We start from the raw sequence: 21453 nt of genomic DNA, 5'->3' as shown, positions 1-21453 counted from the left end.
TGTCATTGAAATATTTCACAAAAGATTGGTATAAAGAAATGCAAATTTCAGGATTTGTAAATTATATAGAATTAATAGAAGAATGGAAAGAAGTGGATCCTGATTATATACAAAGTTTGAAAGACGAAGTAGAAGAAAGGAAAGAAGATTTATTGGATTTTCTTCCTGAAACACTACATCCATACATTCAAAATAACACTATTGATTCAGAATATCCACCTAATGAATTAAAGCAACTTTTGTTAGAGTGGACAGCAGATTATGAGAAAAGAATGGCTCAATTAGATCAATCATACTTAGAACATTTTAATTCCGTTAAGGAAATGCTTCCGGCAAATGTCATTCAGTTACATGAGGCATCACTACATGATAGTGAAATTTCAACTGTAGAGAGAAAATCAAAAGATATTTTATCTATAAAATTAGATTGCAGTGGTACTTTTAGTGATTTCGATAACCTTCAATTAACTTTTACAGGAGTGACGAAATGTTCTATGTCGGAAAGTTTTAAAGGTGCTTGGTGGCTATACCATGAAATAGAGCTTACTGAAGATGGATTTGAATTAGGTATGTTATTTGATTGCCCATTTGAAGAAGTAACGATTTGTGCAAAAGATGTCTTGCTTGAGAAAAAATAACTTGGTTATTTGTATATTAATTTATAATAAAGAGAGTTTCTTTTGCTGAAGTTTACAAGTTCGATAACAAAAAAACAGTCATTTAAGACTGTTTTTTATTTTGATACTAAATTATCAAGCTTCCAATATGTATTTGTTAATGGAGCAACTTTACTATCTATATACAAATACATGTTATTTAAGTCTTTAGGCGAAGTTTTCATTTCAAATACAACGTCAGTAGTTAAAGAAAATTCGAGTGGAACATTTTTATATTTCTCATCATCTACTGGATGAACTTCACCTTCATATTTTTGACCAGTTTTTTCATCTTTTATGAAATATTTTATCTCTGAAAGATCAATAGTTTGTCCATCGGCTCGAACATTATTAATCATAACACGAGTTGTAAGACGCCACTCTTTGTCTATTTTTTCGAATTTTGCATTTTCAACTGTTGCTCTATAGTATCCGTTTTTAAATATTTCCCCATAGTGCATTGCATTCTTTTCGAGAGAGCTCTTTTCTTGTTTTGGTGTAGCACTGCTATTACATCCTGCCATTATTCCTGTAAATATTAATGCTGTACAAGTTACTTTAATTAAAGATTTCATAGTAATTCCTTTCTGTATTAAAAAGTAAAACATAGGAATAATTTTACATCGTCAGGAAAATAAATGGAAGTATTTTTGTGGAATATGCAAATATGCATGTATTTGGTATTAAAATTAATGAAATAGAAAGAGAGAAAAAACTCGCATAAAGCTGGGGAAATAAGAATTGAAAATATTGTAAAACGGAAGAAACGTGCATATAATTAACATGAAGTTTAAATTTCAGAATCTTCAATAAAGATGGTGAGAACATGTTCACTGAAGAGCGTAGAGAGAAAATTTTAGAGCTACTTAAAAAAGACGGAAGAGTAATCGCAAAAGATCTTGCAGAAATATTTGATATGTCTATTGATTCTATAAGAAGAGATCTATCTATTATGGAGAAGGATGGTTTTTTAAAAAGAACTCATGGAGGTGCAATAGAGTTTGCCCGAGTGAGGAACTTAGCCGCAGAGCCATCTAAACGTTATAGTAATGGCTCTAAATATGAGGATGCAATTGCAAAAATCGCAGCTTCTTATATACAAGAAGGAGATTCCGTTTTTATTGGTGGGGCTTCAATTCATTGTGCCATGTTAAAATTTTTACCCGAAACATCATTTACAGTTATTACGAATTCTATAGAGATAGCTAGTTCGTTACGAGAATATAAAAGCATAGAAGTGTATTTAATTGGTGGTAAGGTAAAACCTTCAGGAAATATTACTGATACACTTGCCTCGGAATTGATTAGTAGTTTTACTATTGATCTTTATTTTTCTACAGGTGGTGGAGTTTCATTACATGGTATAAGTACTGCAACACCGGAAGTTGCTCATTTTGGAAAAACAGTAAGCAAAATCGCTCGAAGAAATATTTGTTTAGCTCCTCATAATAAACTCGGAATAGACTGCTTTATAAAAGGAGAGTCACTTAAAGAAATTGACCTTATAATAACAGATGAAGGGGCTAGTAAAGAAATTATTCAAGAATTTGAGAAACAAGGTAAACAAATTGTAATAGCGCCAATAGACTGCATTTAAAAGGAGTTTGAAATGATTATAAAAGGACAAGAGTTTCATATAAATGGATTAACTTATACAATTCGTTCTGCAGCTGAGACAGATGCAGAGCAGTTATCGAAAATACGAGTTCAGATCGATGGAGAAACTGAAAATATGGATAGAGAAGTTGGAGAGGGATTTATAGATACGAAGGGATTCCAGGAAATAATAAAAACGGATAGTAAAAAAACAAGAAATCTCTTTTTAGTTGCGGAAGTTCATAACCGTGTCGTTGGATTTTCGAGATGTGAAGGATCTGATTTAACGAGATTATCTCATAAAGTAGAATTCGGAGTTTGTATTTTAAAAGAGTTTTGGGGATATGGAATGGGTAAGTGCCTATTACAACAATCTATTAATTGGGCTGATGAAAATGCAGTGAAAAAGATAGCATTACAAGTGCTAGAGACAAATAAGAAAGCCATTCAGCTTTATAAAAATTTAGGTTTTGGGGTAGAAGGTATTCTAAAAAATGATAAAAAACTGTCGGATGGTAAGTATTATAATACGGTAGTAATGGGAAGGTTTACTGATACTTTTCATAAAAGAGGTGAAGAAATATGTTTTACAGAAGGAAGTACTATGTAGTAAAAAATGAATTCATAGAAATATTTAATGATCATTTCAATGATACTAATTTACCTAATTAATTAAAATATGGTTCTCGTTTAATAGGACGCTGGATGAAAGATAATAATGATGGTACGACTGAAGTATTTGCAATATGGGAATATGATAGTTATGAAGAATATGTAGAAATTGAAACGGAAATTATAAATGATAAAATGCATGTTAAAAGAATACATGATTGGTATGATAAACATGGCGGGAAAGAATATGTTTTACGAGAGTACATAATAGAGATGAAAAATGAAAAGTTACTATGTACTGTAAAATGATAGAGGAGTGAAGCCAAATGGGGATGAGAACGAAATTATATATTAGTTTAGCATCCACTATTTTATTCGCAATAGCAGTGGCAATATTCTTTTTAAATAACAATCCGATAAAGTGGTTTTGGTTATGTATTTTAGTAGGCTCCATTATACAAAATATAGTGTTGATAAAAACACATAAAGAAATTCATTAAGGTATTCAAATTATTAACATATTTGTGTCGTCTTTCTAATTGTGTTGAAAATGCTATTTTTCCTGTTCGATTGAGTTTTCACATCCGTATATGCTAGGTATGTTAACTTCAATTGCCCATGCGATTGAACGTGAATGTAGCATTCAAATACATCAAAACGAACTACATGTAATTCACCGCTTTTTAGATGTAATTGATAGTGATCGACAAGTTGTTATTTGTGATCAATTTTCAAAATATAAATGGACGGGAAATATGCGAAACGCAAATGTCATTTTATTACAGACGGTGATAGGAAATCAAAAACAAATTGAGTTACAAAATGGAAATAAAGAAAAATATACGCTGAATTTTCACGGAAAACTACAGTGTTATAGCATGATTGAAGCGCTAGAAAAGACAAACGGAAATGTTTCATTAGCTGCAAAATTATTTGCTGTGCCACGCAGTACATTTTATAAACGAATGCAAAAAATTAGGCTATAAAAGTAGATTTTTGTAATCTACTTTTTCTTTGTGGGCTCACGTTCTGTCGGAATGTGCGCTTACCGGGGAAATAATAGAATAGTTAGAAAGAAGATTTCCTGAAGGGGGGGAGCATGTGAAGTATATTGAAATTGGAATCGGGAATAGGTGGTTCGTTCGAACAGAAACTGAAAATAAAGACGGAACTGAATTTGAGGAACGCGGCATTATAAAACCTATTTATTTTGAGTCTTTATATGTACGAATTTGGTTGTGGAAAACGTGTTTTATTTTTGATACGAGAGAGGGCTTTAAGAAAGTAAGAAAAAGTAGAGCTGAGTATAAGTTTATTGTTGGAATGGTGAGTAGGTTAAAACAATAGAATCAAACAGGGGGTGTTCTTATGATTAGAATTACCACATTCATACTCGCAATTATTGTAATGGTCTATTCCATCTATAGTTGGAATGATAATTCGAAACAAAGTATGCTTATTCTACAATTGCTTCTAGGATTTATGTTAGCTGGTATGGGGGTACAAAATTTTAAGAAAGATGAAAAAGAGAATAAAAATCTGGGGATTATTCTCTTACTTGCATCGCTATTTTGTATTTTTGTATCGTTAATAAAATATTTTAAATAAACCGTTACTCAATATACTTAGTAACGGTTTATTTGAGGTTATAATGTGCTATTTATATAACCCCGTCGTATACATTTCCGTCAATGTATACACTATTTCTTCTACATCAATTTTTTTATCATTTTGAACGATTGTCCAAAGGAACATTTCATTCATAGAGAACCAGCCGCATGCGACAATCTCTTTATTTAACTTAGTTCGTACTAATTCATTTTCCAGGGAATGAGTAATGTCTTGTATAATCCGTGTTACAAAGCGTTCGCGAATCTCATCCCATTTTTGACGTATTTCTTTTGAGGTTCTTATTGCTTCTTCAACAACTTGCAATATAGCTCTTTCTTCTTGTGCTAACTGTAAAAAAGCGCGCACTTGATTCTGAATCATATCTCGTGCTTCGGCCTTTGTTTGAGGGGAAAAAGAGCGATCAGCAATATCATAAAAGCGATTCATCACACCTTCCATCAAAACGACGAGGAGAGCATCTTTGTTTTTAAAGTATACATATGCTGTTCCATAACCAGTTTCTGCATGTTTAATAATTTGCGTGATTGTAGTTTTCTGAAATCCGTTTTTTATAAAAATAGTATAACCGGAATGTAATAGTTTCTTTTTCGTTTCTAAGGAGCGGTGTTTTCTTGTTGAAAGAGTAGTGTTTTTCAAGGAATCACCTCTTTATACTGAAATATCTGAAAATATAATTGTATTGTAAAAGAAGTTCGTATATAAAGTCAACTGACATAATATCATTGACGTTATATCAATTTAAGTGATATATTTCAACTAGTTAGAATAAAAAGAAAATTAAAAGAAGGTGACACCATGTATAAAGAACCATTTCAACCAACTTATGAGTATGCGCTTGAATGTGATAAACATGATGAACTGAAAGATTTTCAAACTGAATTTTATAAAAAAGAAGGAACAATATATTTAGATGGTAACTCTTTAGGTTTGCTTTCAAAAAGAGCAGAGAAATCGTTACTTACTTTGCTAGATTCATGGAAAGAGTTTGGAATTAATGGATGGACTGAAGGTGAGCATCCGTGGTTTTTCCTTTCGGAGAAATTAGGTGAATTGACAGCACCTCTTATTGGAGCTTTGCCGGAAGAAACAATTGTAACCGGTTCCACGACTGCGAATATACATCAAGTTATTGCGACGTTTTATGAGCCGAAAGGAATACGTACAAAAATTCTTGCGGATGAATTAACATTTCCGTCAGATATTTATGCGCTTCAAAGTCAAATTCGTTTAAAAGGCTTAGATCCAGATGAGCATTTAGTACGAGTGAAAAGTCGAGATGGAAGAACACTTTCTGAAGATGATATTATTCAGGCAATGACAGATGATATCGCTTTAATTTTATTGCCTTCTGTACTATATAGAAGCGGACAAATTCTCGATATGAAGCGATTAACAGCTGAAGCTCATAAACGTGGTATTCATATCGGTTTTGACTTATGTCATTCAATCGGTTCTATTCCGCATCATTTTAACGAATGGGATGTAGATTTCGCTGTATGGTGTAATTATAAATATTTAAATGCAGGTCCTGGTGGTGTTGCAGGTTTATATGTGAATAAAAAACATTTAGATAGACTTCCAGGATTATCTGGTTGGTTTAGCTCTAGAAAGGATAAGCAGTTTGATATGGAACATTCATTAACTGCGGCTGATCATGCTGGAGCCTATCAAATAGGGACACCTCACGTATTAAGTATTGCACCATTAATCGGTTCTCTTGAAATTTTTAAAGATGCCCGTATTGAAAGATTACGTGAAAAGTCATTACATATAACAAGATATATGCTTGATTTAATTCAATTGGAGTTAAATGATATGGGATTTACAATCGGAAATCCGCTAGAGGATGAAAAACGAGGCGGACATATTTATTTAGAACATGCTGAGGCGGCACGTATATGTAAAGCGTTAAAAGCAAATGGAGTGATTCCAGACTTTAGAGCTCCAAATGGAGTTAGACTTGCGCCAGTTGCTTTATACAATACGTATGAGGAAGTATGGAACTCTGTACAAACCTTAAAGAAAATTATGAAAAATGAAGAATATAAAAACTTTGAAAATAAGCGAGAGGTTGTGGCATAAGCATGAAAACATCGCAGTGGATTGATATTTCACAACCGCTAAATAATGATATCGCGACGTGGCCAGGGGATACACCGTTCTCGTATGAAGTTTCATGGTCAAAAGAAGACAGTGGTTCAGTAAATGTCGGAAAGTTAACGATGAGTATCCACACAGGTACTCATATTGATGCACCATTTCATTTCGATAATGACGGTAAGAAGGTGTTAGATTTAGATATACACGTATATGTAGGCGCAGCACGAGTTATCGATGTGTCAGGGCTGGAGAGTATCGGTAAAAAGGAATTAGAACGTTTTAAATTAGAAGGTGTAGAGCGATTATTATTACGTACATCTTCACATGGTAAAGCGCAAGAATTCCCAGAAAAAATCCCGTATTTACGTGCTGATATTGCAGATTTTCTATCAAGTAAGGGCATTCGTTTAATTGGGGTAGATGTACCCTCTGTTGATCCTTTAGATGATAAAGAACTAGCAGCACATCATCAATTATTTAAACACGGAATTCACATTTTAGAAAATGTCGTACTCGATCACGTAGCAGACGGCGATTACGAACTTATTGCCTTACCACTTGCATTAACAGATGCAGATGGGAGCCCAGTTCGCGCTGTTATTAGACCAATATAAATAGAAATATATAAAAGGGGCGTTTGATTAATATGAAAGAAAACGAAAAGGTAATTATGGAAAAAGGGATTCACACTGATTTTAAGGAAAATATGACTTACGGAGAGTATTTACAGCTAGATAGCTTATTATCTAGTCAACAAAGATTATCAGATCATCATGATGAAATGTTATTTATCGTTATTCACCAAGCGAGTGAGCTTTGGATGAAACTAATTTTACATGAACTGAATGCAGCAATTGAATCTATTAAACAAGATAAATTACCACCAGCTTTTAAAATGTTAGCACGTGTATCAAAAATTCAGTCGCAAATTATTCAATCTTGGGATATTCTTGCGACATTAACGCCATCAGAATATATTGAGTTCCGTGATTCACTTGGTCAGGCTTCCGGTTTTCAATCGTATCAATATCGAATGATTGAGTATGCACTTGGTTATAAAACACCACATGCATTAAAGATTTATGAAAAGGACCCAGAATTACATGCTCGTCTTCATAAAGCACTTCATGCACCAAGTTTGTATGATGTGGCGATACAAGCGCTTGTTAAAGAAGGATTCCCAATTCATGAAGATGTGTTAAACCGTGATATTACGCAGGCTTACGAAGAGGATGCAACTGTAGAAGCGGCTTGGATAGAAGTATATGCGGACGTGCAGAAATATTGGGATTTATATCAGCTTGCAGAGAAATTAATCGATATTGAAGACTGGCTACAACAATGGCGTTTCCGTCATATGAAAACGGTAGAACGAATTATTGGTCATAAAATGGGAACAGGTGGCTCTTCTGGCGTATCTTATTTAAAGCGAGTGCTTGATCAATGCTTCTTCCCAGAGCTTTGGAATGTTCGAACGAAATTATAAAATAAACTTGTCAGCTATTAAATGCTGGCAAGTTTATTTTTTTGTTTTAAAAACAAATATGATTTAATAGAGAGAACGAGATGAACAACAAATATTACATAATCATTTAGATGGAGGAAGATTTCTTGAACTTTGAGCAATTACAAAATAAATTTGAAAAGAAAAAAGTTAATACATTTCTTGTTTATCAAAAAGGGGAATTAACGACTGAGTACTATAAAACGATAGACTGTGCAAATGACTTATTTAAAATTAATTCGATTACAAAAAGTATCGTATCTATATTAATTGGTATCGCAATTGATAAAGGATTTATAAATAATATACATACACAAATCACAACGTGGATTCCAAATGTACCGGAGAATAAGAGGGAATTAACGCTGTATCATTTATTAACGATGACAACAGGAGAAGATTGGCAAGAGTTCGGAAATGGTGTTGTTTTCCCAAATGATTTTGTGGAATCAGACAATTGGGTGCAATATATTTTAGAAAAGCCGCTCATTGAAGAAATGGGTACGAAAATGAATTATAATTCAGGCTCTTCTCATTTACTTAGTTACATTATTCAAGAAGCAACTGGAATGTCGACGGAGCAATTCGCGAAAAAGTATTTATTTGAGCCGTTAAACATTACGGAGTATGAGTGGCAACAAGACCCGCAAGGTATATATGTTGGCGGATTCGGTATGAAAATGAAATCTATAGACTTATTAAAGTTAGGGAAATTATGTTTGAACAATGGATATTGGAAGGGGAATGAAATTGTATCATCGAAATGGTTAGAAGAATCAAATACAGCTCTATTTGAAACGTATGAACATGTCGGGGCATATGGATATCACTGGTGGGTATTACATAACAAAAGATTTCACATACCGTATTGTATGTATTTTGCTATGGGATACGGAGGGCAATACATTATTATCATTCCGCAGTTAGAGCTCGTAGCGGTTATTAGTAGTCACATGCCGAAACGTGGCCTCGTACCATTAAAGTTATTTATAGAGCATATAATAGAGAATTCCAATCATAAATAAGAAGAGGAATGGGGTGTTGTATGAGAAGTGCAAAAATGATAGCGGTTTATAGACTGTTATTAAGTCTTCTAGCGTTTAGCGCACTTATTACACAATTTGTTAAAAGGGCACAAGTGAAACCGTTCAATCCAGTTAATTTTTTTAGTTTCTTTACAATCGAAAGTAATATTTTAGTGGCGGTAATTCTACTATTAAGTAGCTTGGGGACAGCCACATTCGGACGTTCCGAGCAGTTTGGAGTTCTTCGCGGCGCAGCTACAGTATACATACTGACAACAGGACTTATTTATTTTTTGTTATTAAGGGGATTAGAAGAGTCACTTCAAACAGCGATACCGTGGGTAAATACTGTGCTTCATTACATCATGCCATTAGCGATGATTTTAGATTGGGTTATAAATCCACCTACGAAGACAATCACGTGGAAACAAGCAACTAGTTGGCTAATTTTCCCGCTTTTATATGTTATTTATAGCTTAATACGTGGTTCATTCGTGAATTGGTATCCATATCCGTTTTTAGATCCCAGAATAGGTGGATATGGGAGAGTATTTTTATATAGTATAGGGATATCCGTTGTTATTGGAGCTATTTGCGGATTAGTAAAAATGTTAGGGAATCGATCTTTGCATTTAAAAAATAATCCTCCTTATTAAGGAAGAAGTACATAAAGAAACCTCCGTCTGTATGTAAAGACGGAGGTTTCTTTGTTTTACCGATTTGTCTTCTGAAAGGACATCTTTAAAAATTTCTCTGTTTTCGTATCAAACTCTACATCCACAAAAACACCATACTCTTTTCCACCCTCACGTAGCCATAATTTAAACTTTTCAACTGTTATTTGAACAGTTTTTGGTTTTCTACCTATATGAAGGTAATCGATAATCTCAGCTTTCGGATATTGTTCTTTCGTTTTTTCAACGGCTAGTTTACCCCATTTTGCATAGGGCGGCTGTGCGTGAACGATAGACGGATCAGTATATATATTTGAACATGCTGTTAGTAAAAAAATTGCGAATGCTATACGTGTGAAGAAATACTTCATAATAAGCTCCTTTTACTCTTTTTTATATTGTGTGCATATATCTTCAAGCATATAAGCTTGGCTTTTTTTGTCTTCTTTACATAAAAGCTTCACATTTACAAAACATAACCATGAATTCATTACTGTAATTAAGGAGGGAAATATATGATTCAAAAAGGTTTTTTGAAGATAGCGGTTTTACTTACCTTTATTGGCTTATCTTTAATGGTAAGTAGTATACAAACCAAAAATGTAGAAGCCTTTTCTAATCAAGTAATCCAAAGGGGAGCATCTGGAGAAGATGTCATTGAATTACAATCTCGTTTGAAACATAACGGATTTTACACAGGAAAAGTAGATGGTGTTTTCGGATGGGGTACATATTGGGCGCTTCGAAACTTTCAGCAAAAATTTGGATTGCCGGTTGATGGTTTAGCGGGTGCTAAAACGAAGCAAATGCTTGTAAAAGCGACGAAGTATGATAAGTCGACCGCTAATAAAGGTACTACAACTAATAAAGGGAATAGCGGTGGTACTGCACAAGAAAATAAACCACCACAAAGTAAAGGGACAAATGTTCCAAACGGTTATTCTCAAAATGACATTCAGTTAATGGCAAACGCTGTATACGGAGAGTCACGTGGCGAGCCATATTTAGGACAGGTTGCAGTGGCTTCGGTTATTTTAAATCGTGTTACAAGTGCATCGTTTCCAAATACCGTTTCAGGTGTAATCTTTGAACCGAGAGCCTTTACAGCAGTAGCAGACGGACAAATATATTTAACGCCAAATGAAACAGCGAAAAAAGCTGTATTAGATGCGATCAATGGATGGGATCCAACCGGGAATGCATTATATTATTTCAATCCAGATACCGCGACAAGTAAATGGATTTGGAGTCGTCCACAAATTAAAAAAATCGGTAAACATATTTTCTGTAAATAGAGCGGAGGTGGAACTATGTTAAGAGGTATTATCATTGTGTTATTAACAGTCGGTGTAGTTGGAACAGGATATTGGGGCTATAAAGAACACCAAGAGAAAAATGCGGTTTTAATTCGAGCGGAAAATAGTTATCAACGAGCATTCCATGATTTAGCATACGAGGTTGATTTGTTACACGATAAAATTGGCACAACGCTTGCCATGAATTCACGCACATCTTTATCACCTGCATTAGCAGATGTTTGGCGTTTAACATCTGAAGCTCGTTCTGATGTAGGTCAACTACCATTAACATTAATGCCGTTTAATAAAACGGAAGAATTTTTAGCAAATATCGGTGATTTTAGCTATCGTGCAGCAATTCGTGATTTAGAAAAAGAACCATTAAATGAGCAAGAATATAAAACATTGCAAACGTTATATTCAAATGCAGGAAATATACAAGATGAACTAAGAAAAGTGCAACACCTTGTGTTGAAAAACAACTTACGCTGGATGGACGTTGAAATGGCACTTGCATCAAACCGAGATCCAGCAGATAACACAATTATTGATGGATTAAAAACAGTTGAAAAGAATGTAACGTCGTACTCGTCTACTAATTTCGGACCTACTTTTACAAGTGCACAAAAGAACAAAAAAGGTGGGTTTGAAGCAGAAGGAAAAGCGATTTCAGAAGATGAGGCAGGAAAAATTGCAAAATCATTTTTGAATTTAAAAGGAAATGAAAAAGTAGATGTTGAGAAAAGTGGAAAAGGTGCAAAAGAATCTTTCTACAGTGTGAAAATTAAAGACCCAGCAACAAATAATGAATTTTATATGGATATTACGGGAAAAGGTGGATATCCAATTTGGGTAATGAATAACCGAGAAATTAAAGAGCAAAAAATTAGTTTAAATGATGCAGGAAGTAAAGGATTAACATTTTTAAAGGATCATAAGTTTACAAATATGGAGCTATTTGATAGTTCTCAATATGATAATATCGGTGTGTTTACGTACGTTGTAAATGAAAATGGAGTGCGTATTTATCCAGAAGCAATTCAAATGAAAATTGCTTTAGATGACGGATCGATTGTTGGTTTTTCGGCAAAGGAATATTTAGCATCGCATCAAAAACGAACAATTCCGAGTGCGAAGCTAACTGCTGCTGAGGCGAGAAAGAAAATTAATCCCGATGTAAAAGTTATGGAAGAACGTAAAGCTGTAGTAGTAAATGACTTGCATAATGAAGTACTTTGCTATGAGTTTGTTGGTACTTTAGGGAAAGATACGTATCAAATTTTCATTAACGCAAATAGCGGGGCAGAAGAAAAAGTGAAGAAGATGCAAGCTGTTGAAAAAATTTATGATTAAACATCAATGATAAAGTGGTGAAAATAATGAAAATCATTATATATATGTTAATGCTTTGTTTCGTTATTACTGGATGTAGCATTGGAAAAAAAGACAATCCTAATGAAAAGCCAGAACAAAAAAATGTCTCGATGAAAAATGTTACGTATACAAATAAATCAAATAAGCCAAATGAAAAAGCAGCTGATCATCTGGCATCTTTAGCTGCAAGTATACCTGGTGTAAACGATGCGACAGCAGTAGTAGTTGGGAAATATGCTGTTGTAGGTATTGATGTAAAAGCGAAACTTGATCGAACTCGCGTTGAGTCAATTAAGTATTCTGTTGCAGAAAGTTTGAAGAATGACCCAAATGGTGCGAATGCAGTCGTTGTAGCAGATGTTGATACGTATGAAAGACTAAAACAAATAGGTAAGCAAATTAAGAATGGTAAAACTGGTGAAGGCATACTTGATGAATTAGCAGCAATTGTTGGCCGTGTAATGCCGCAAGTTCCAAATGATATGATTGAAAATAGAGAAACAAACCCGATTAAAGATAATGATAAACAATTACCAAAAGATGAAGAACAAGAACTTCGAAAAGAACAAAATGATCAGTCCAATAATCATTTGAAAAAATAGGGAAAATCCCGTACTAAATTGTACGGGATTTTTTTAAAATTAAATATTCAGTTTATTTTTAAGGGAAAATATGTTTTAATAATGAGGGGAGGGACAACCGTTATGATGAAAAAAAGCACACTCATATTGTGTAGTTTATGCATAGGTTTTAGTATGACAGCGTGTGACCAGAAGAAAGAAGTGAAGAAGAAAACTGCTACATCTTCTACTATAACGGAAAATCAAAATCAAAAATCCATTAATGTAAATCATTTCTCAAATATTAATGAAGGAATGACATATTTAGAAGTGAAAGATTTAATCGGTTTTGAAGGGGATTTACTCATAGAAGAAGGGGAAGAACATTCTACACGAATTAAACAAATTTTTGCTTGGAAAGGCAATGATCCAAAATCATTTGCTGAAATTACATTTTTGGATGGAAAAGTGCATTCTAAAACACAGCAAGGTTTAAGTTAACAACTCGAAGGAATGGGAGAGTTAAGCATGAACATACATACAGGGGAAATACAATTAGTTCCATATAAGGAGCAGTATAAAGAGATAATACAATCATTTACTTTACCAAGTGAACAAGTTCAATTTACGGCGAATCCAGGTGAATTACTGGAGAAAGCGAAAAATGATCGAACGAAAAATGTAGTTGTTATTTTAGACTATAACGGAGTACCTGTCGGTGTATTTATATTACAAACAGGTGGCAGAGTACAGGAGTTTACAGAAAATAAGGATGCTATACTTTTAACTTCTTTTTCTGTTAATCATAATAAACAAAAGAAAGGATATGCTAAAAAATCATTGGCGTTATTACAAGACTTTGTAAAATATTATTATCCAATAAAAAACGAAGTGATTCTTGCTGTAAATGAAAAAAATATTCCGGCACAACAGTTATATGAGAAAGTTGGATTTCAAGATAGAGGATTTAGAAGAATGGGACCAATTGGACAACAATTCATATTACATTTACCTATAACGAGATAATAAGATAACAAAGCTTACTCTTGAAAAAAATCATGTAGTAAGTTTTTTCATTTGAGATATTTTCCAAACATGATATGTTAGAGGCATTAAGGTAAGTATTCGAGAAGTATGAAGGTGCAAAACAATTCGATTGCTAAGCATGTAAATACGCGAGGGGTAATCATATGACAATTTATATTGCATTAATACGTGGAATAAATGTAGGTGGGCATAAAGTAATCAAAATGGCGGATTTGAAAAAAGTCTTTGAATCAATAGGGTTAAAAAAAGTGAAAACATATATTCAAAGTGGAAATGTAGTGTTTGAGTCAGAAGAAGAGATAAGCTTTTTAAAGGAACGAATTGAATGTGAAATTAAGAATGTTTTTGATTTCGATGTTCCAGTTATGTTAAGAACAAAAGATGAATTTATTAATATTATTAAAAAATGTCCTTACGAGACCAATTCATTGTTAGAAGGAGAAAGTGTACATGTGGCCTTTTTGGCTAATACCCTTTCTGAAGGGGAGTGGAATCAGTTACTTAGGCTTAATAGTGACATAGAAGATTGTCATATCGAAGGAAGAGTAGTGTATTTATTTTTCAAAAAAAGCATTCGGAATTCTAAACTAATGAACCAGTTTCAAAAATTACATACGCCAGCTACAGTAAGGAACTGGCGGACTGTGAATAAGCTGAAAGCAATAGCAGAAGAGATATAAATAAAAAAGTGGTTTTCTATTTACAGAAAACCACTTTTTTATTTATATTGTTTGGCGACAATGAGTTCAACGATAGGGAAAATAAGAAAGGAAGAACAGAGTGCAATAAAGAGTGGAAGGTTTTTTACACCATCCAAATTGGAACCCATAGAAAATCCTTCTGACCAGAATAATATAAGAAACATAACACCTACAAGCACAAAATACGCGATTTTAAAGCTTTTATATGTAATTTGTTGTCCCAGTTCATCTTGACTTTCTTTTGATACTCCGTTTGGATCTCCCCATGTAATATGATTTATTAAATTACTAAGTATTAAAGAAGCAGCGAAAATTGTCCCGCCCAAAATCGAGCCTTCAGTTGCATATTTGTATGCGCCATGTCCGAGTATCGCGATTAACGATAAAACAATGATTACAAAAATAATCTTTTTAGTATTCAATATATAATTGCACCTCCACCGTTGTAAAAAACTCTTTACACCCATAGTATAAAATTGGAAAAGTTTTATGTCAAATGTTTTTTACATATGAAGTGAGTGTTTATAATATTTTATTTTTGGGATAAATAAAAAATTACATTACATTTGAATGTAAAAGAATGGGCTCGCATATATTTGGAAGGGATGTCAGATTAATTTAGGGGGTAGTTATGTCTATTCTTTTAAAAGCTGGTGCAGATGCAGGAAATAATGGTTTGAAGTTAATGGTGAAAGGGCAGGAACCCATTTTTATTCCGAGTATTTATTCCTTATATATAGGTGAGCCTACGGGGTTGTTAGATGAGGGTGAAGTTTCATCGTCAGAATTAGAGAATCACATTGATGTGACCATTAGTTCTCCATCGCTAATGTTAAATAATGTACGATACATCGTTGGAGAAAAAGTGATTCAAGATCAATTAAAAGGTACAGAAGTGGAGAAGAAATCAAATAAATCTACTGATGAATTAATGGTCATTACAATCCTTTCAGGTTTAGCGATAAGTGCTATGCGTCAAAGTCCAACTTCAAGTCATATTAATATTCGTTATGATTTATCTGTTGCTCTTCCAATGCAACTTATTACACAGGAAATCGCTGTTGAAAATGCGAAACGGTATATGGGTAATCACAAGGTCATATTCCATTATCCAAATGGACGCGATGTTACGATTAATGTTTCTATTGAGTTTTGTAAATGTCTACCTGAAGGCGCTTCTGGGACGTGGGGGATTGTATATGATGAGGACGGAAATGTTGTGAAACATAAAATAGAATGTGAACAAAATCAAGTTTCAGAAATTGATTTTGTAGATAAAACTTTATTGTCTTTTGATATTGGCGCGGGGACAACGGAAGAAGTTGTTTCATTAGGAGTAAATTTCCGTCCGCAATTAAGTAAAGGATTATCGTACGGTGTAAAAGAAACGTTACTACAAATTATTACGAGATGGAATCGGAAATATCCTACGAAAACAATTGATAGTATTACAGAATTCAACCAAATTTATTTAAATGAAAAGCATCCAAGAAATGCATTGTTAGTTGAGGAATCGCAGCCAGCGTTTTTAGGTTTAGCAGCACGCGTTGCAACGGATATTATTAACAAAATTGATGATATGAAAGACGATCCATATGTATTTATTTATGGTGGGGGCGCAGTTATTATTAAAAATAGCTTAAAAATGATTTTGAAACAAAAAGGACGCTTGAAAAATGTGATTTTTGTAGATAACCCGTTATTCACTAATGCTCGTGGGTTATTAGTATATACATGCTCGCCAAAATATAGAGAGCATAAGCAAAAAGAGTTAGGGTTTACAAACTTAACGATAAGTTAGTTGGTGGAAGTATGCGATCTAGGCGATATAAACGTGGTGATCGAGTGAAAATTAATATTAATAAATCAGTATCGCCTGAAATGATTGCTTGGCTTAATAAACAAACTAATCCAACTAATTTCTTTTTCTTTGCGGCCCAGCAATTATTTAAACAAGTAGGAGATATTGATGTATCAAAAACCTTGCCAAGTAGCCATGTTTTTTCTTTATATGTAGAACCATCATCTCTATTAAAAGTTGAAATGAATCCATTTAAAAACGTACCACTAGAAAATAGTAAATCCGCCGAAAACGTAAAAAAAAAATCGTGGGAATCTGTTGATCAGTTAGATTGTCCATTCTTTTGAACATAGAAAAATATAGGTAGAGCCCATCACTATACATAAGAATGCAGTGATGGGTTTTTGTTATTGTATCGTAATCATTATAAATAGAAGGGACAAAAAAAATTGTGCCCCTTCTAATAGTTGTTCTTATCTTATATGGGATATATGTTCTGAAACTGCTTTAATAATTTTATCCCAGTCATCTGGATGATTCTCGTGTCCTGTACCTTCAAGGGGGAATAGCTTTGAGTTCGGAATTTCATCAATAAGTGCGAGTCCATGTTCAAGTGGAAGAGCTGTATCGTCTGTACCATGAATTACTAAAGTAGGTACTAGTAATGATTTAAGTATACCTTCATAAGAATCATCACCTGTAAGGAGGGTGTGATTAAACATGCTTAATAAATTGTTAGCACGTTCTATTTCTTGTTTTACTTGTTTCAAAGTTCTTGCTTCATCAAATATACGCTTTGATCCACATAGTAGACGTGATCCTGTAACTAAATATTTCGCTATAACATCTTTATTTGTCCAATCTAAATTTGCACCATTAGCATGATGTGTCAAAATTCTTTCATCCATTGGAGGCAAATCACGAGTATTGTTATCAGATCCAATAACACTTGTTGCTAGTAATGTTAAGGTCAAAATTCTTTCTGGGTGTTTTACTGCAGCAATTTGAGCAATCATACCTCCTAATGACATGCCAAAAAGGTGTGCCTTGTCAATATGATACGCATCGAGTACTCCGATTGCATCTTCAGCCATATCTGCTACAGTGTAATTGGAAGTCCCAGGCTCATATGTAACAGAACGCCCAACATCACGGTTATCATAGCGAATGACAAACCTTCCTGTGCTAGCCAACCTTTCACAAAATTCTTCATCCCAATAAACCATTGAACACGTAGCTCCCATAATTAATAATATTGCTGGATTATTAGGATTGCCAAAGCTTTCTGTGCATATATCAATACCGTTTACTTTGAAAACTTGTTCACTCATAGCACACTCTCCGTTTCATTTAAAGGTCATTAATAAATAAAGAGAAATATAACTTTGGGTGTTTCTTAGGCGTAAATTAGATTGTATTTAAGTGAAATAAATGTTTTTTGCACTCATGATGCTTAATTAGTAGAGTAGCATAAATATCACCTCCAAATATATTTATTGTCATTCAAGGCGAAAAATTTTGAAAAATAATTATTTGTTATTAAAATAAACAGCAAGGAGGAGAGGAAATGAAAGCAATTGTTATTAATCAATACGGTAGTGTTGAAGAACTACAAGAAAGACAAGTTCCAAAGCCGGTTGTTAAATGTAATGAAGTATTAATACGCATACATGCAACATCTGTCAATCCTGTTGATTGGAAAATAAGAAAGGGAGACTTACAAGAAAAGTTGCGATTTTCATTTCCAATTACATTAGGATTAGATGTTGCTGGAGTAGTCGAAGAAGTTGGAGAAGATGTGAATCATTTTAAAATAGGAGATAAAGTATTTACGAAACCCGAAAATATAGGGAAAGGTTCTTATTCTGAATACATTACAGTGAAATCAAATTTAGTAGCGCAAATGCCAAATAATCTTAATTTTGAAGAGGCAGCATCTATACCTCTTGCAGGACTAACAGCTTGGCAAAGTCTTGTTGATTATGCACAAATAAAAGAAAATGACCGAGTATTAATTCATGCTGGAGCGGGCGGAGTAGGGAGTTTTGCAATTCAAATCGCAAAATCATTGGGGGCCTTTGTCGCAACAACTGCAAGTAGTAAAAATGAAGAGTTTTTAAAGTTTTTAGGGGCTGACCTTGTTATTGATTATAAAAAAGATAAATTTGAAGAGTTACTATCAGATTATGATATTGTGTTAGATACAATCGGCAGAGAAGTACAAGAAAAAAGTTTTCGAATTATTAAATCTGGTGGTGTTCTAGTTTCTATCGTTCATGAACCACTGCATGAAGTAAAGGGCATAAAATCAGGGTTTTTATGGTTAAAATCAAGTGGAAATCAATTAGACGAATTAACTAGTTTGATCCAAGTTGAAAAAATCAAACCAATCATTAGTAAGGTTGTGCCGTTTAATGAAAAAGGAGTTAGAGAAGCTCATATTTTGAGTGAAAGTCAGCATACTAGAGGGAAAATTGTAATTAAAATGGAATAAACTTTACATAAATATGCGAGTGGTGACTGGATAAAATAAAGATTGCCCCCACTCGCATATACTACATTTTTTGAACGACATAAGTAATCGCATTCGTTTTTAATTTAATGGGTTTTCCGTTACGTACAATATCATACGATAAATTTTTTATTTCAACTTTTACTTCTTGCCATTCGTTATAAACGCTTTTTAGTGTACGTATCATTTCTTCCGTAGAAAGGTTAATTTCAATTAAAGCATCTAATTCTTCTCCTGTTTCTAAATCTATTTCTTGAATGTTAGAGTTAACTATTAAACAATTGATACCGCCACTCTTTGTCCCATTTTTCATAGTCTGAAGCACTTTTTTAAAATCGTCTATTGATCTAACATGTTCTAAACTTGATACTGCAACGATGTAGTCATAAGTATTAGGAGCAATATAGTAGTCTTCAATTGCTGATTGTTCCATTTTTATGTATTCAAATACACCATATTCTTTACTATAAACTTGTAACTTCATTAAAGCCGAATCAAGTAGATCAACACAAGTAACAGTGCCGCCACTATTCATGATTTTTTGTGCAATCGGAATACTGTTTCTACCGACACCAGAGCCAAGGTCAAGTATTTGTAGGTCTTTCTGTCCTTCAAAATAGTTCAGCATGCCCATAACTGTTTTAACAGGTTTATACAGCCAAGATCCCGCTTCGAATAATTTGTATTGTTCATAGCATAAATCATGATACTTTTTCTCTTCTTGTCTTATGTAATTGATTCTGTTCATAATGTTTTAGCTCCAATAGTTTCATAACGAAATGAATATGTTGGACAACCTTTCACATTTGTTTGAATCCGAAATATACCACCGGCATGTGGGTACTGTTTTAGTTCCGCATCCGTCATTCTTGTTCTGGCGGTTGTGATATATAAATCAGTTAAATTAGGCCCTCCAAATGTACACGACGTTACATATAACGCAGGAATCGGAATACTTAAAATCTGTTCTCCAGTCAAGGGATTCCATCTAGTAATCTTCGAGCCTCCCCAATGTGCAATCCATAAACAACCTTCTACATCAACTGTCATACCATCGGGTAGACCTTCATTTTCAGGGAAGGTGATAACATCTGTTGGATTGCTAATTACACCAGTATGTATGTCATAATGAAAACGGGCTATTTTTTTAGTAGGTGTATCAATAAAATAAAGGTATGTATTGTCAGGCGACCATGCTATGCCGTTTGATGTATTTACATGGGACACTTTTTTCTCTACGTTGAGATTATTATTTAAAGAATACAAGGAACCGGCGCCATTTATACCATATAAGTCAGTAGTGCCCGCCCAAAAACGGCCAGCTGGATCGCATTTCCCGTCATTAAAACGATTTTCTAATAAATGTGGTTCAGGATCATATATATGCGTAAGTTTTTCTGTATTTAGATTAAGAGAGTAAAAGCCTCTTTCCATAGCTAAAAGTACTATATTATCTAAATATGGAACAACGCAACCAATCTGTTGGTCAAAAGTTATCACTCGGTTTGTATTATTAACGGGATTATAAAGGCATAATTTCTTTTCAATAATATCAACCCAATATAGAATTTGTTTTTTCTCATTCCAGCAAGGGCCTTCAGCTAAGCTAGACTTTGCATCAACAATTAATTCTATATTTCTAATCAATATGATTCACCTCTATCCTATAAAGATACATATAAAATTCGATAAAAAGGGAGGTAAACCTTTTGTTGGATTGAAATAAAGATGTACTTATAAAAAAGAATACCTTCTCAAATAATCCGAAAATAGCGTATAACTATGGGGAGGAAAATGCATATGATGTTTTATGAAATTATTTGCTTCTCATGTAAAAATGTATTTCGCGTATATGAAGGAAGTGAAAAGTATAAGCGATTTAAGGAGAAACGAAAAGGGGCATATTGTTGTGATGAGTGCAGTCACAAGATACAATTAGAAGCAATCAAACATTTTTTTAGATAGTAAAAAAATGTTTGATTAACATGGGTTCAGAAAAATTTGACAATATATACGTTATAAATTATTATATGTAAAAAACTAATATATAATTTGGCGTTGAAGAGAAGAGTAGTTAAGAATGAATACATACAGAGAGCTCCGGTAGCTGAGAAGGGGAGGTAAAAATCTTAATGAAAAAAGACTTAGAGCTGCGCAAGGAACTAATTCATTTAGGGATGATGCGACGGGTTCTCCCGTTATAGAGATAGGGTATAAGCATGTTTTGCCGTACCTGAAGAGGTTAATATGGTAACGTATTAACAAACTGAGGTGGTACCGCGAAGCTAATAACTCTCGTCCTCAAGATGAATAATCTTGGGGGTGGGAGTTTTTTTATTGCATAAAACTGAAAATGTGAAA

General features: G+C 33.6%; 29 protein-coding genes, 1 pseudogene and 1 other annotated feature. Of the genes and pseudogenes, 23 read left to right on the top strand and 7 right to left on the bottom strand.

The window, feature by feature from the left end; translation table 11 throughout:
- Nucleotides 1–5: 5 nt before the first annotated feature.
- Nucleotides 6–638 carry a DUF4085 family protein gene (locus EXW56_RS13100; protein ID WP_215596616.1) on the top strand — a complete coding sequence of 211 codons (633 nt, stop codon included), beginning with the start codon at nt 6–8 and terminating at the stop codon, nt 636–638.
- A 95-nt stretch (nt 639–733) separates the two neighbouring features.
- Here EXW56_RS13100 and EXW56_RS13095 read toward each other — a convergent pair whose 3' ends face one another.
- Complete coding sequence (locus EXW56_RS13095; RefSeq protein WP_002200270.1) at nt 734–1231, bottom strand: hypothetical protein; 498 nt, start codon at nt 1229–1231, stop codon at nt 734–736.
- Between the two features lie 251 nt (nt 1232–1482).
- On the opposite strand from EXW56_RS13095, the gene EXW56_RS13090 reads away from it, so the two are divergent.
- From EXW56_RS13090 to EXW56_RS13060, 7 genes and pseudogenes are all read left to right on the top strand, one after another.
- On the top strand, nt 1483–2253 hold the full coding sequence (locus EXW56_RS13090) for a DeoR/GlpR family DNA-binding transcription regulator (RefSeq protein ID WP_215596615.1): 771 nt from the start codon (nt 1483–1485) through the stop codon (nt 2251–2253).
- 12 nt (nt 2254–2265) lie between these two features.
- Nucleotides 2266–2862, top strand: coding sequence for a GNAT family N-acetyltransferase (locus EXW56_RS13085; protein ID WP_215596614.1), 597 nt, complete (start codon nt 2266–2268; stop codon nt 2860–2862).
- Nucleotides 2835–3173 (top strand): annotated as a pseudogene (locus EXW56_RS13080) (NIPSNAP family protein). The gene EXW56_RS13085 and the pseudogene EXW56_RS13080 overlap by 28 nt, the downstream one beginning before the upstream one ends.
- 17 nt (nt 3174–3190) lie before the next feature.
- Nucleotides 3191–3364 (top strand): hypothetical protein, encoded by a 174-nt coding sequence (locus EXW56_RS13075; RefSeq protein WP_215596613.1) that lies wholly within the window; start codon nt 3191–3193, stop codon nt 3362–3364.
- Nucleotides 3365–3619: 255 nt separating this feature from the next.
- Nucleotides 3620–3850 carry a helix-turn-helix domain-containing protein gene (locus tag EXW56_RS28100; RefSeq protein WP_433860949.1) on the top strand — a complete coding sequence of 77 codons (231 nt, stop codon included), beginning with the start codon at nt 3620–3622 and terminating at the stop codon, nt 3848–3850.
- Nucleotides 3851–3965: 115 nt separating this feature from the next.
- Nucleotides 3966–4211: a DUF3977 family protein gene (locus EXW56_RS13065; protein ID WP_002110254.1), complete on the top strand. Its 246-nt coding sequence runs from the start codon at nt 3966–3968 to the stop codon at nt 4209–4211.
- Nucleotides 4212–4232: 21 nt separating this feature from the next.
- Complete coding sequence (locus tag EXW56_RS13060) at nt 4233–4472, top strand: YczI family protein (protein WP_215596611.1); 240 nt, start codon at nt 4233–4235, stop codon at nt 4470–4472.
- A 48-nt stretch (nt 4473–4520) separates the two neighbouring features.
- Here EXW56_RS13060 and EXW56_RS13055 read toward each other — a convergent pair whose 3' ends face one another.
- A complete protein-coding gene (locus EXW56_RS13055) occupies nt 4521–5132 on the bottom strand; it encodes a TetR/AcrR family transcriptional regulator (protein ID WP_002110252.1) in 612 nt (203 codons plus the stop codon).
- Between the two features lie 159 nt (nt 5133–5291).
- Here EXW56_RS13055 and kynU point away from each other — a divergent pair, with 159 nt between their 5' ends.
- The 5 genes from kynU to EXW56_RS13030 all read left to right on the top strand — a co-directional run bounded on the left by kynU (nt 5292) and on the right by EXW56_RS13030 (nt 9781).
- Nucleotides 5292–6578 carry a kynureninase gene (gene kynU / locus EXW56_RS13050; protein ID WP_215596610.1) on the top strand — a complete coding sequence of 429 codons (1287 nt, stop codon included), beginning with the start codon at nt 5292–5294 and terminating at the stop codon, nt 6576–6578.
- Between the two features lie 2 nt (nt 6579–6580).
- Nucleotides 6581–7210, top strand: a complete 630-nt coding sequence (gene kynB / locus EXW56_RS13045; protein WP_002161539.1) for an arylformamidase — start codon at nt 6581–6583, stop codon at nt 7208–7210.
- Between the two features lie 32 nt (nt 7211–7242).
- A complete protein-coding gene (gene kynA, locus EXW56_RS13040; RefSeq protein WP_215596609.1) occupies nt 7243–8082 on the top strand; it encodes a tryptophan 2,3-dioxygenase in 840 nt (279 codons plus the stop codon).
- A gap of 125 nt (nt 8083–8207) precedes the next feature.
- Complete coding sequence (locus EXW56_RS13035) at nt 8208–9125, top strand: serine hydrolase domain-containing protein (RefSeq protein ID WP_215596608.1); 918 nt, start codon at nt 8208–8210, stop codon at nt 9123–9125.
- 20 nt (nt 9126–9145) lie between these two features.
- The gene (locus tag EXW56_RS13030; protein ID WP_215596607.1) at nt 9146–9781 is read left to right on the top strand and encodes a Pr6Pr family membrane protein; all 636 of its coding nucleotides are present in this window, start codon (nt 9146–9148) and stop codon (nt 9779–9781) included.
- Nucleotides 9782–9837: 56 nt separating this feature from the next.
- Here EXW56_RS13030 and EXW56_RS13025 read toward each other — a convergent pair whose 3' ends face one another.
- The gene (locus EXW56_RS13025; protein ID WP_215556927.1) at nt 9838–10170 is read right to left on the bottom strand and encodes a DUF3889 domain-containing protein; all 333 of its coding nucleotides are present in this window, start codon (nt 10168–10170) and stop codon (nt 9838–9840) included.
- Nucleotides 10171–10314: 144 nt separating this feature from the next.
- Here EXW56_RS13025 and sleB point away from each other — a divergent pair, with 144 nt between their 5' ends.
- From sleB to EXW56_RS12995, 6 genes are all read left to right on the top strand, one after another.
- Nucleotides 10315–11094 (top strand): spore cortex-lytic enzyme, encoded by a 780-nt coding sequence (gene sleB, locus EXW56_RS13020; RefSeq protein ID WP_002200281.1) that lies wholly within the window; start codon nt 10315–10317, stop codon nt 11092–11094.
- A 15-nt stretch (nt 11095–11109) separates the two neighbouring features.
- Entirely contained in the window at nt 11110–12450 is a 1341-nt protein-coding gene (gene ypeB, locus EXW56_RS13015) for a germination protein YpeB (RefSeq protein WP_215556926.1), read from the top strand.
- 26 nt (nt 12451–12476) lie between these two features.
- A complete protein-coding gene (locus EXW56_RS13010; protein WP_215596606.1) occupies nt 12477–13073 on the top strand; it encodes a YhcN/YlaJ family sporulation lipoprotein in 597 nt (198 codons plus the stop codon).
- Between the two features lie 102 nt (nt 13074–13175).
- The gene (locus EXW56_RS13005) at nt 13176–13532 is read left to right on the top strand and encodes a hypothetical protein (RefSeq protein ID WP_215596605.1); all 357 of its coding nucleotides are present in this window, start codon (nt 13176–13178) and stop codon (nt 13530–13532) included.
- Nucleotides 13533–13559: 27 nt separating this feature from the next.
- Nucleotides 13560–14057 carry a GNAT family N-acetyltransferase gene (locus tag EXW56_RS13000; protein ID WP_215596604.1) on the top strand — a complete coding sequence of 166 codons (498 nt, stop codon included), beginning with the start codon at nt 13560–13562 and terminating at the stop codon, nt 14055–14057.
- Nucleotides 14058–14221: 164 nt separating this feature from the next.
- Nucleotides 14222–14758 carry a DUF1697 domain-containing protein gene (locus EXW56_RS12995; RefSeq protein WP_215596603.1) on the top strand — a complete coding sequence of 179 codons (537 nt, stop codon included), beginning with the start codon at nt 14222–14224 and terminating at the stop codon, nt 14756–14758.
- 38 nt (nt 14759–14796) lie between these two features.
- On the opposite strand, the gene EXW56_RS12990 is transcribed toward EXW56_RS12995, so the two are convergent.
- Nucleotides 14797–15201, bottom strand: coding sequence for a hypothetical protein (locus EXW56_RS12990; protein WP_215596602.1), 405 nt, complete (start codon nt 15199–15201; stop codon nt 14797–14799).
- 209 nt (nt 15202–15410) lie between these two features.
- Here EXW56_RS12990 and EXW56_RS12985 point away from each other — a divergent pair, with 209 nt between their 5' ends.
- Complete coding sequence (locus tag EXW56_RS12985; RefSeq protein WP_002110238.1) at nt 15411–16580, top strand: ParM/StbA family protein; 1170 nt, start codon at nt 15411–15413, stop codon at nt 16578–16580.
- Nucleotides 16581–16591: 11 nt separating this feature from the next.
- Nucleotides 16592–16927 (top strand): hypothetical protein, encoded by a 336-nt coding sequence (locus tag EXW56_RS12980; RefSeq protein WP_002200286.1) that lies wholly within the window; start codon nt 16592–16594, stop codon nt 16925–16927.
- Nucleotides 16928–17053: 126 nt separating this feature from the next.
- On the opposite strand, the gene EXW56_RS12975 is transcribed toward EXW56_RS12980, so the two are convergent.
- Nucleotides 17054–17911 carry a BCA family alpha/beta fold macrolide esterase gene (locus tag EXW56_RS12975; protein WP_215596601.1) on the bottom strand — a complete coding sequence of 286 codons (858 nt, stop codon included), beginning with the start codon at nt 17909–17911 and terminating at the stop codon, nt 17054–17056.
- Between the two features lie 236 nt (nt 17912–18147).
- Here EXW56_RS12975 and EXW56_RS12970 point away from each other — a divergent pair, with 236 nt between their 5' ends.
- A complete protein-coding gene (locus EXW56_RS12970; RefSeq protein ID WP_215596600.1) occupies nt 18148–19074 on the top strand; it encodes an NADP-dependent oxidoreductase in 927 nt (308 codons plus the stop codon).
- Nucleotides 19075–19135: 61 nt separating this feature from the next.
- Here EXW56_RS12970 and EXW56_RS12965 read toward each other — a convergent pair whose 3' ends face one another.
- Both EXW56_RS12965 and EXW56_RS12960 read right to left on the bottom strand, forming a co-directional pair.
- Nucleotides 19136–19840 carry a class I SAM-dependent methyltransferase gene (locus EXW56_RS12965; RefSeq protein ID WP_215596599.1) on the bottom strand — a complete coding sequence of 235 codons (705 nt, stop codon included), beginning with the start codon at nt 19838–19840 and terminating at the stop codon, nt 19136–19138.
- Nucleotides 19837–20739, bottom strand: a complete 903-nt coding sequence (locus tag EXW56_RS12960; RefSeq protein ID WP_215596598.1) for an SMP-30/gluconolactonase/LRE family protein — start codon at nt 20737–20739, stop codon at nt 19837–19839. Before EXW56_RS12960 ends, EXW56_RS12965 begins: the two co-directional genes overlap by 4 nt.
- Before the next feature lie 147 nt (nt 20740–20886).
- On the opposite strand from EXW56_RS12960, the gene EXW56_RS12955 reads away from it, so the two are divergent.
- On the top strand, nt 20887–21057 hold the full coding sequence (locus EXW56_RS12955) for a DUF2197 domain-containing protein (RefSeq protein WP_215596597.1): 171 nt from the start codon (nt 20887–20889) through the stop codon (nt 21055–21057).
- Between the two features lie 84 nt (nt 21058–21141).
- Nucleotides 21142–21398 (top strand) — a binding site (T-box leader).
- Nucleotides 21399–21453: the final 55 nt, after the last annotated feature.

This window comes from Bacillus mycoides (assembly GCF_018742245.1).
GTDB classification, from domain to species: Bacteria; Bacillota; Bacilli; order Bacillales; family Bacillaceae_G; genus Bacillus_A; species Bacillus_A cereus_U.
The sequence above is the reverse complement of the archived record's forward strand: the minus strand, read 5'-3'. Positions and strand labels throughout refer to the sequence as shown.

Coding starts and splice junctions, on each gene's coding strand:
- EXW56_RS12975 (WP_215596601.1), bottom strand. CDS start 17,911: ATGAGTGAACAAGTTTTCAAAGTAAACGGTATTGATATATGCACAGAA.
- ypeB (WP_215556926.1), top strand. CDS start 11,110: ATGTTAAGAGGTATTATCATTGTGTTATTAACAGTCGGTGTAGTTGGA.
- kynA (WP_215596609.1), top strand. CDS start 7,243: ATGAAAGAAAACGAAAAGGTAATTATGGAAAAAGGGATTCACACTGAT.
- EXW56_RS12965 (WP_215596599.1), bottom strand. CDS start 19,840: ATGAACAGAATCAATTACATAAGACAAGAAGAGAAAAAGTATCATGAT.
- sleB (WP_002200281.1), top strand. CDS start 10,315: ATGATTCAAAAAGGTTTTTTGAAGATAGCGGTTTTACTTACCTTTATT.
- EXW56_RS12985 (WP_002110238.1), top strand. CDS start 15,411: ATGTCTATTCTTTTAAAAGCTGGTGCAGATGCAGGAAATAATGGTTTG.
- EXW56_RS13000 (WP_215596604.1), top strand. CDS start 13,560: ATGAACATACATACAGGGGAAATACAATTAGTTCCATATAAGGAGCAG.
- EXW56_RS13090 (WP_215596615.1), top strand. CDS start 1,483: ATGTTCACTGAAGAGCGTAGAGAGAAAATTTTAGAGCTACTTAAAAAA.
- EXW56_RS13075 (WP_215596613.1), top strand. CDS start 3,191: ATGGGGATGAGAACGAAATTATATATTAGTTTAGCATCCACTATTTTA.
- EXW56_RS13005 (WP_215596605.1), top strand. CDS start 13,176: ATGATGAAAAAAAGCACACTCATATTGTGTAGTTTATGCATAGGTTTT.
- EXW56_RS28100 (WP_433860949.1), top strand. CDS start 3,620: ATGCGAAACGCAAATGTCATTTTATTACAGACGGTGATAGGAAATCAA.
- EXW56_RS13060 (WP_215596611.1), top strand. CDS start 4,233: ATGATTAGAATTACCACATTCATACTCGCAATTATTGTAATGGTCTAT.
- EXW56_RS13030 (WP_215596607.1), top strand. CDS start 9,146: ATGAGAAGTGCAAAAATGATAGCGGTTTATAGACTGTTATTAAGTCTT.
- EXW56_RS13025 (WP_215556927.1), bottom strand. CDS start 10,170: ATGAAGTATTTCTTCACACGTATAGCATTCGCAATTTTTTTACTAACA.
- EXW56_RS12980 (WP_002200286.1), top strand. CDS start 16,592: ATGCGATCTAGGCGATATAAACGTGGTGATCGAGTGAAAATTAATATT.
- kynB (WP_002161539.1), top strand. CDS start 6,581: ATGAAAACATCGCAGTGGATTGATATTTCACAACCGCTAAATAATGAT.
- EXW56_RS12995 (WP_215596603.1), top strand. CDS start 14,222: ATGACAATTTATATTGCATTAATACGTGGAATAAATGTAGGTGGGCAT.
- EXW56_RS13085 (WP_215596614.1), top strand. CDS start 2,266: ATGATTATAAAAGGACAAGAGTTTCATATAAATGGATTAACTTATACA.
- EXW56_RS13010 (WP_215596606.1), top strand. CDS start 12,477: ATGAAAATCATTATATATATGTTAATGCTTTGTTTCGTTATTACTGGA.
- EXW56_RS12970 (WP_215596600.1), top strand. CDS start 18,148: ATGAAAGCAATTGTTATTAATCAATACGGTAGTGTTGAAGAACTACAA.
- kynU (WP_215596610.1), top strand. CDS start 5,292: ATGTATAAAGAACCATTTCAACCAACTTATGAGTATGCGCTTGAATGT.
- EXW56_RS12955 (WP_215596597.1), top strand. CDS start 20,887: ATGCATATGATGTTTTATGAAATTATTTGCTTCTCATGTAAAAATGTA.
- EXW56_RS13095 (WP_002200270.1), bottom strand. CDS start 1,231: ATGAAATCTTTAATTAAAGTAACTTGTACAGCATTAATATTTACAGGA.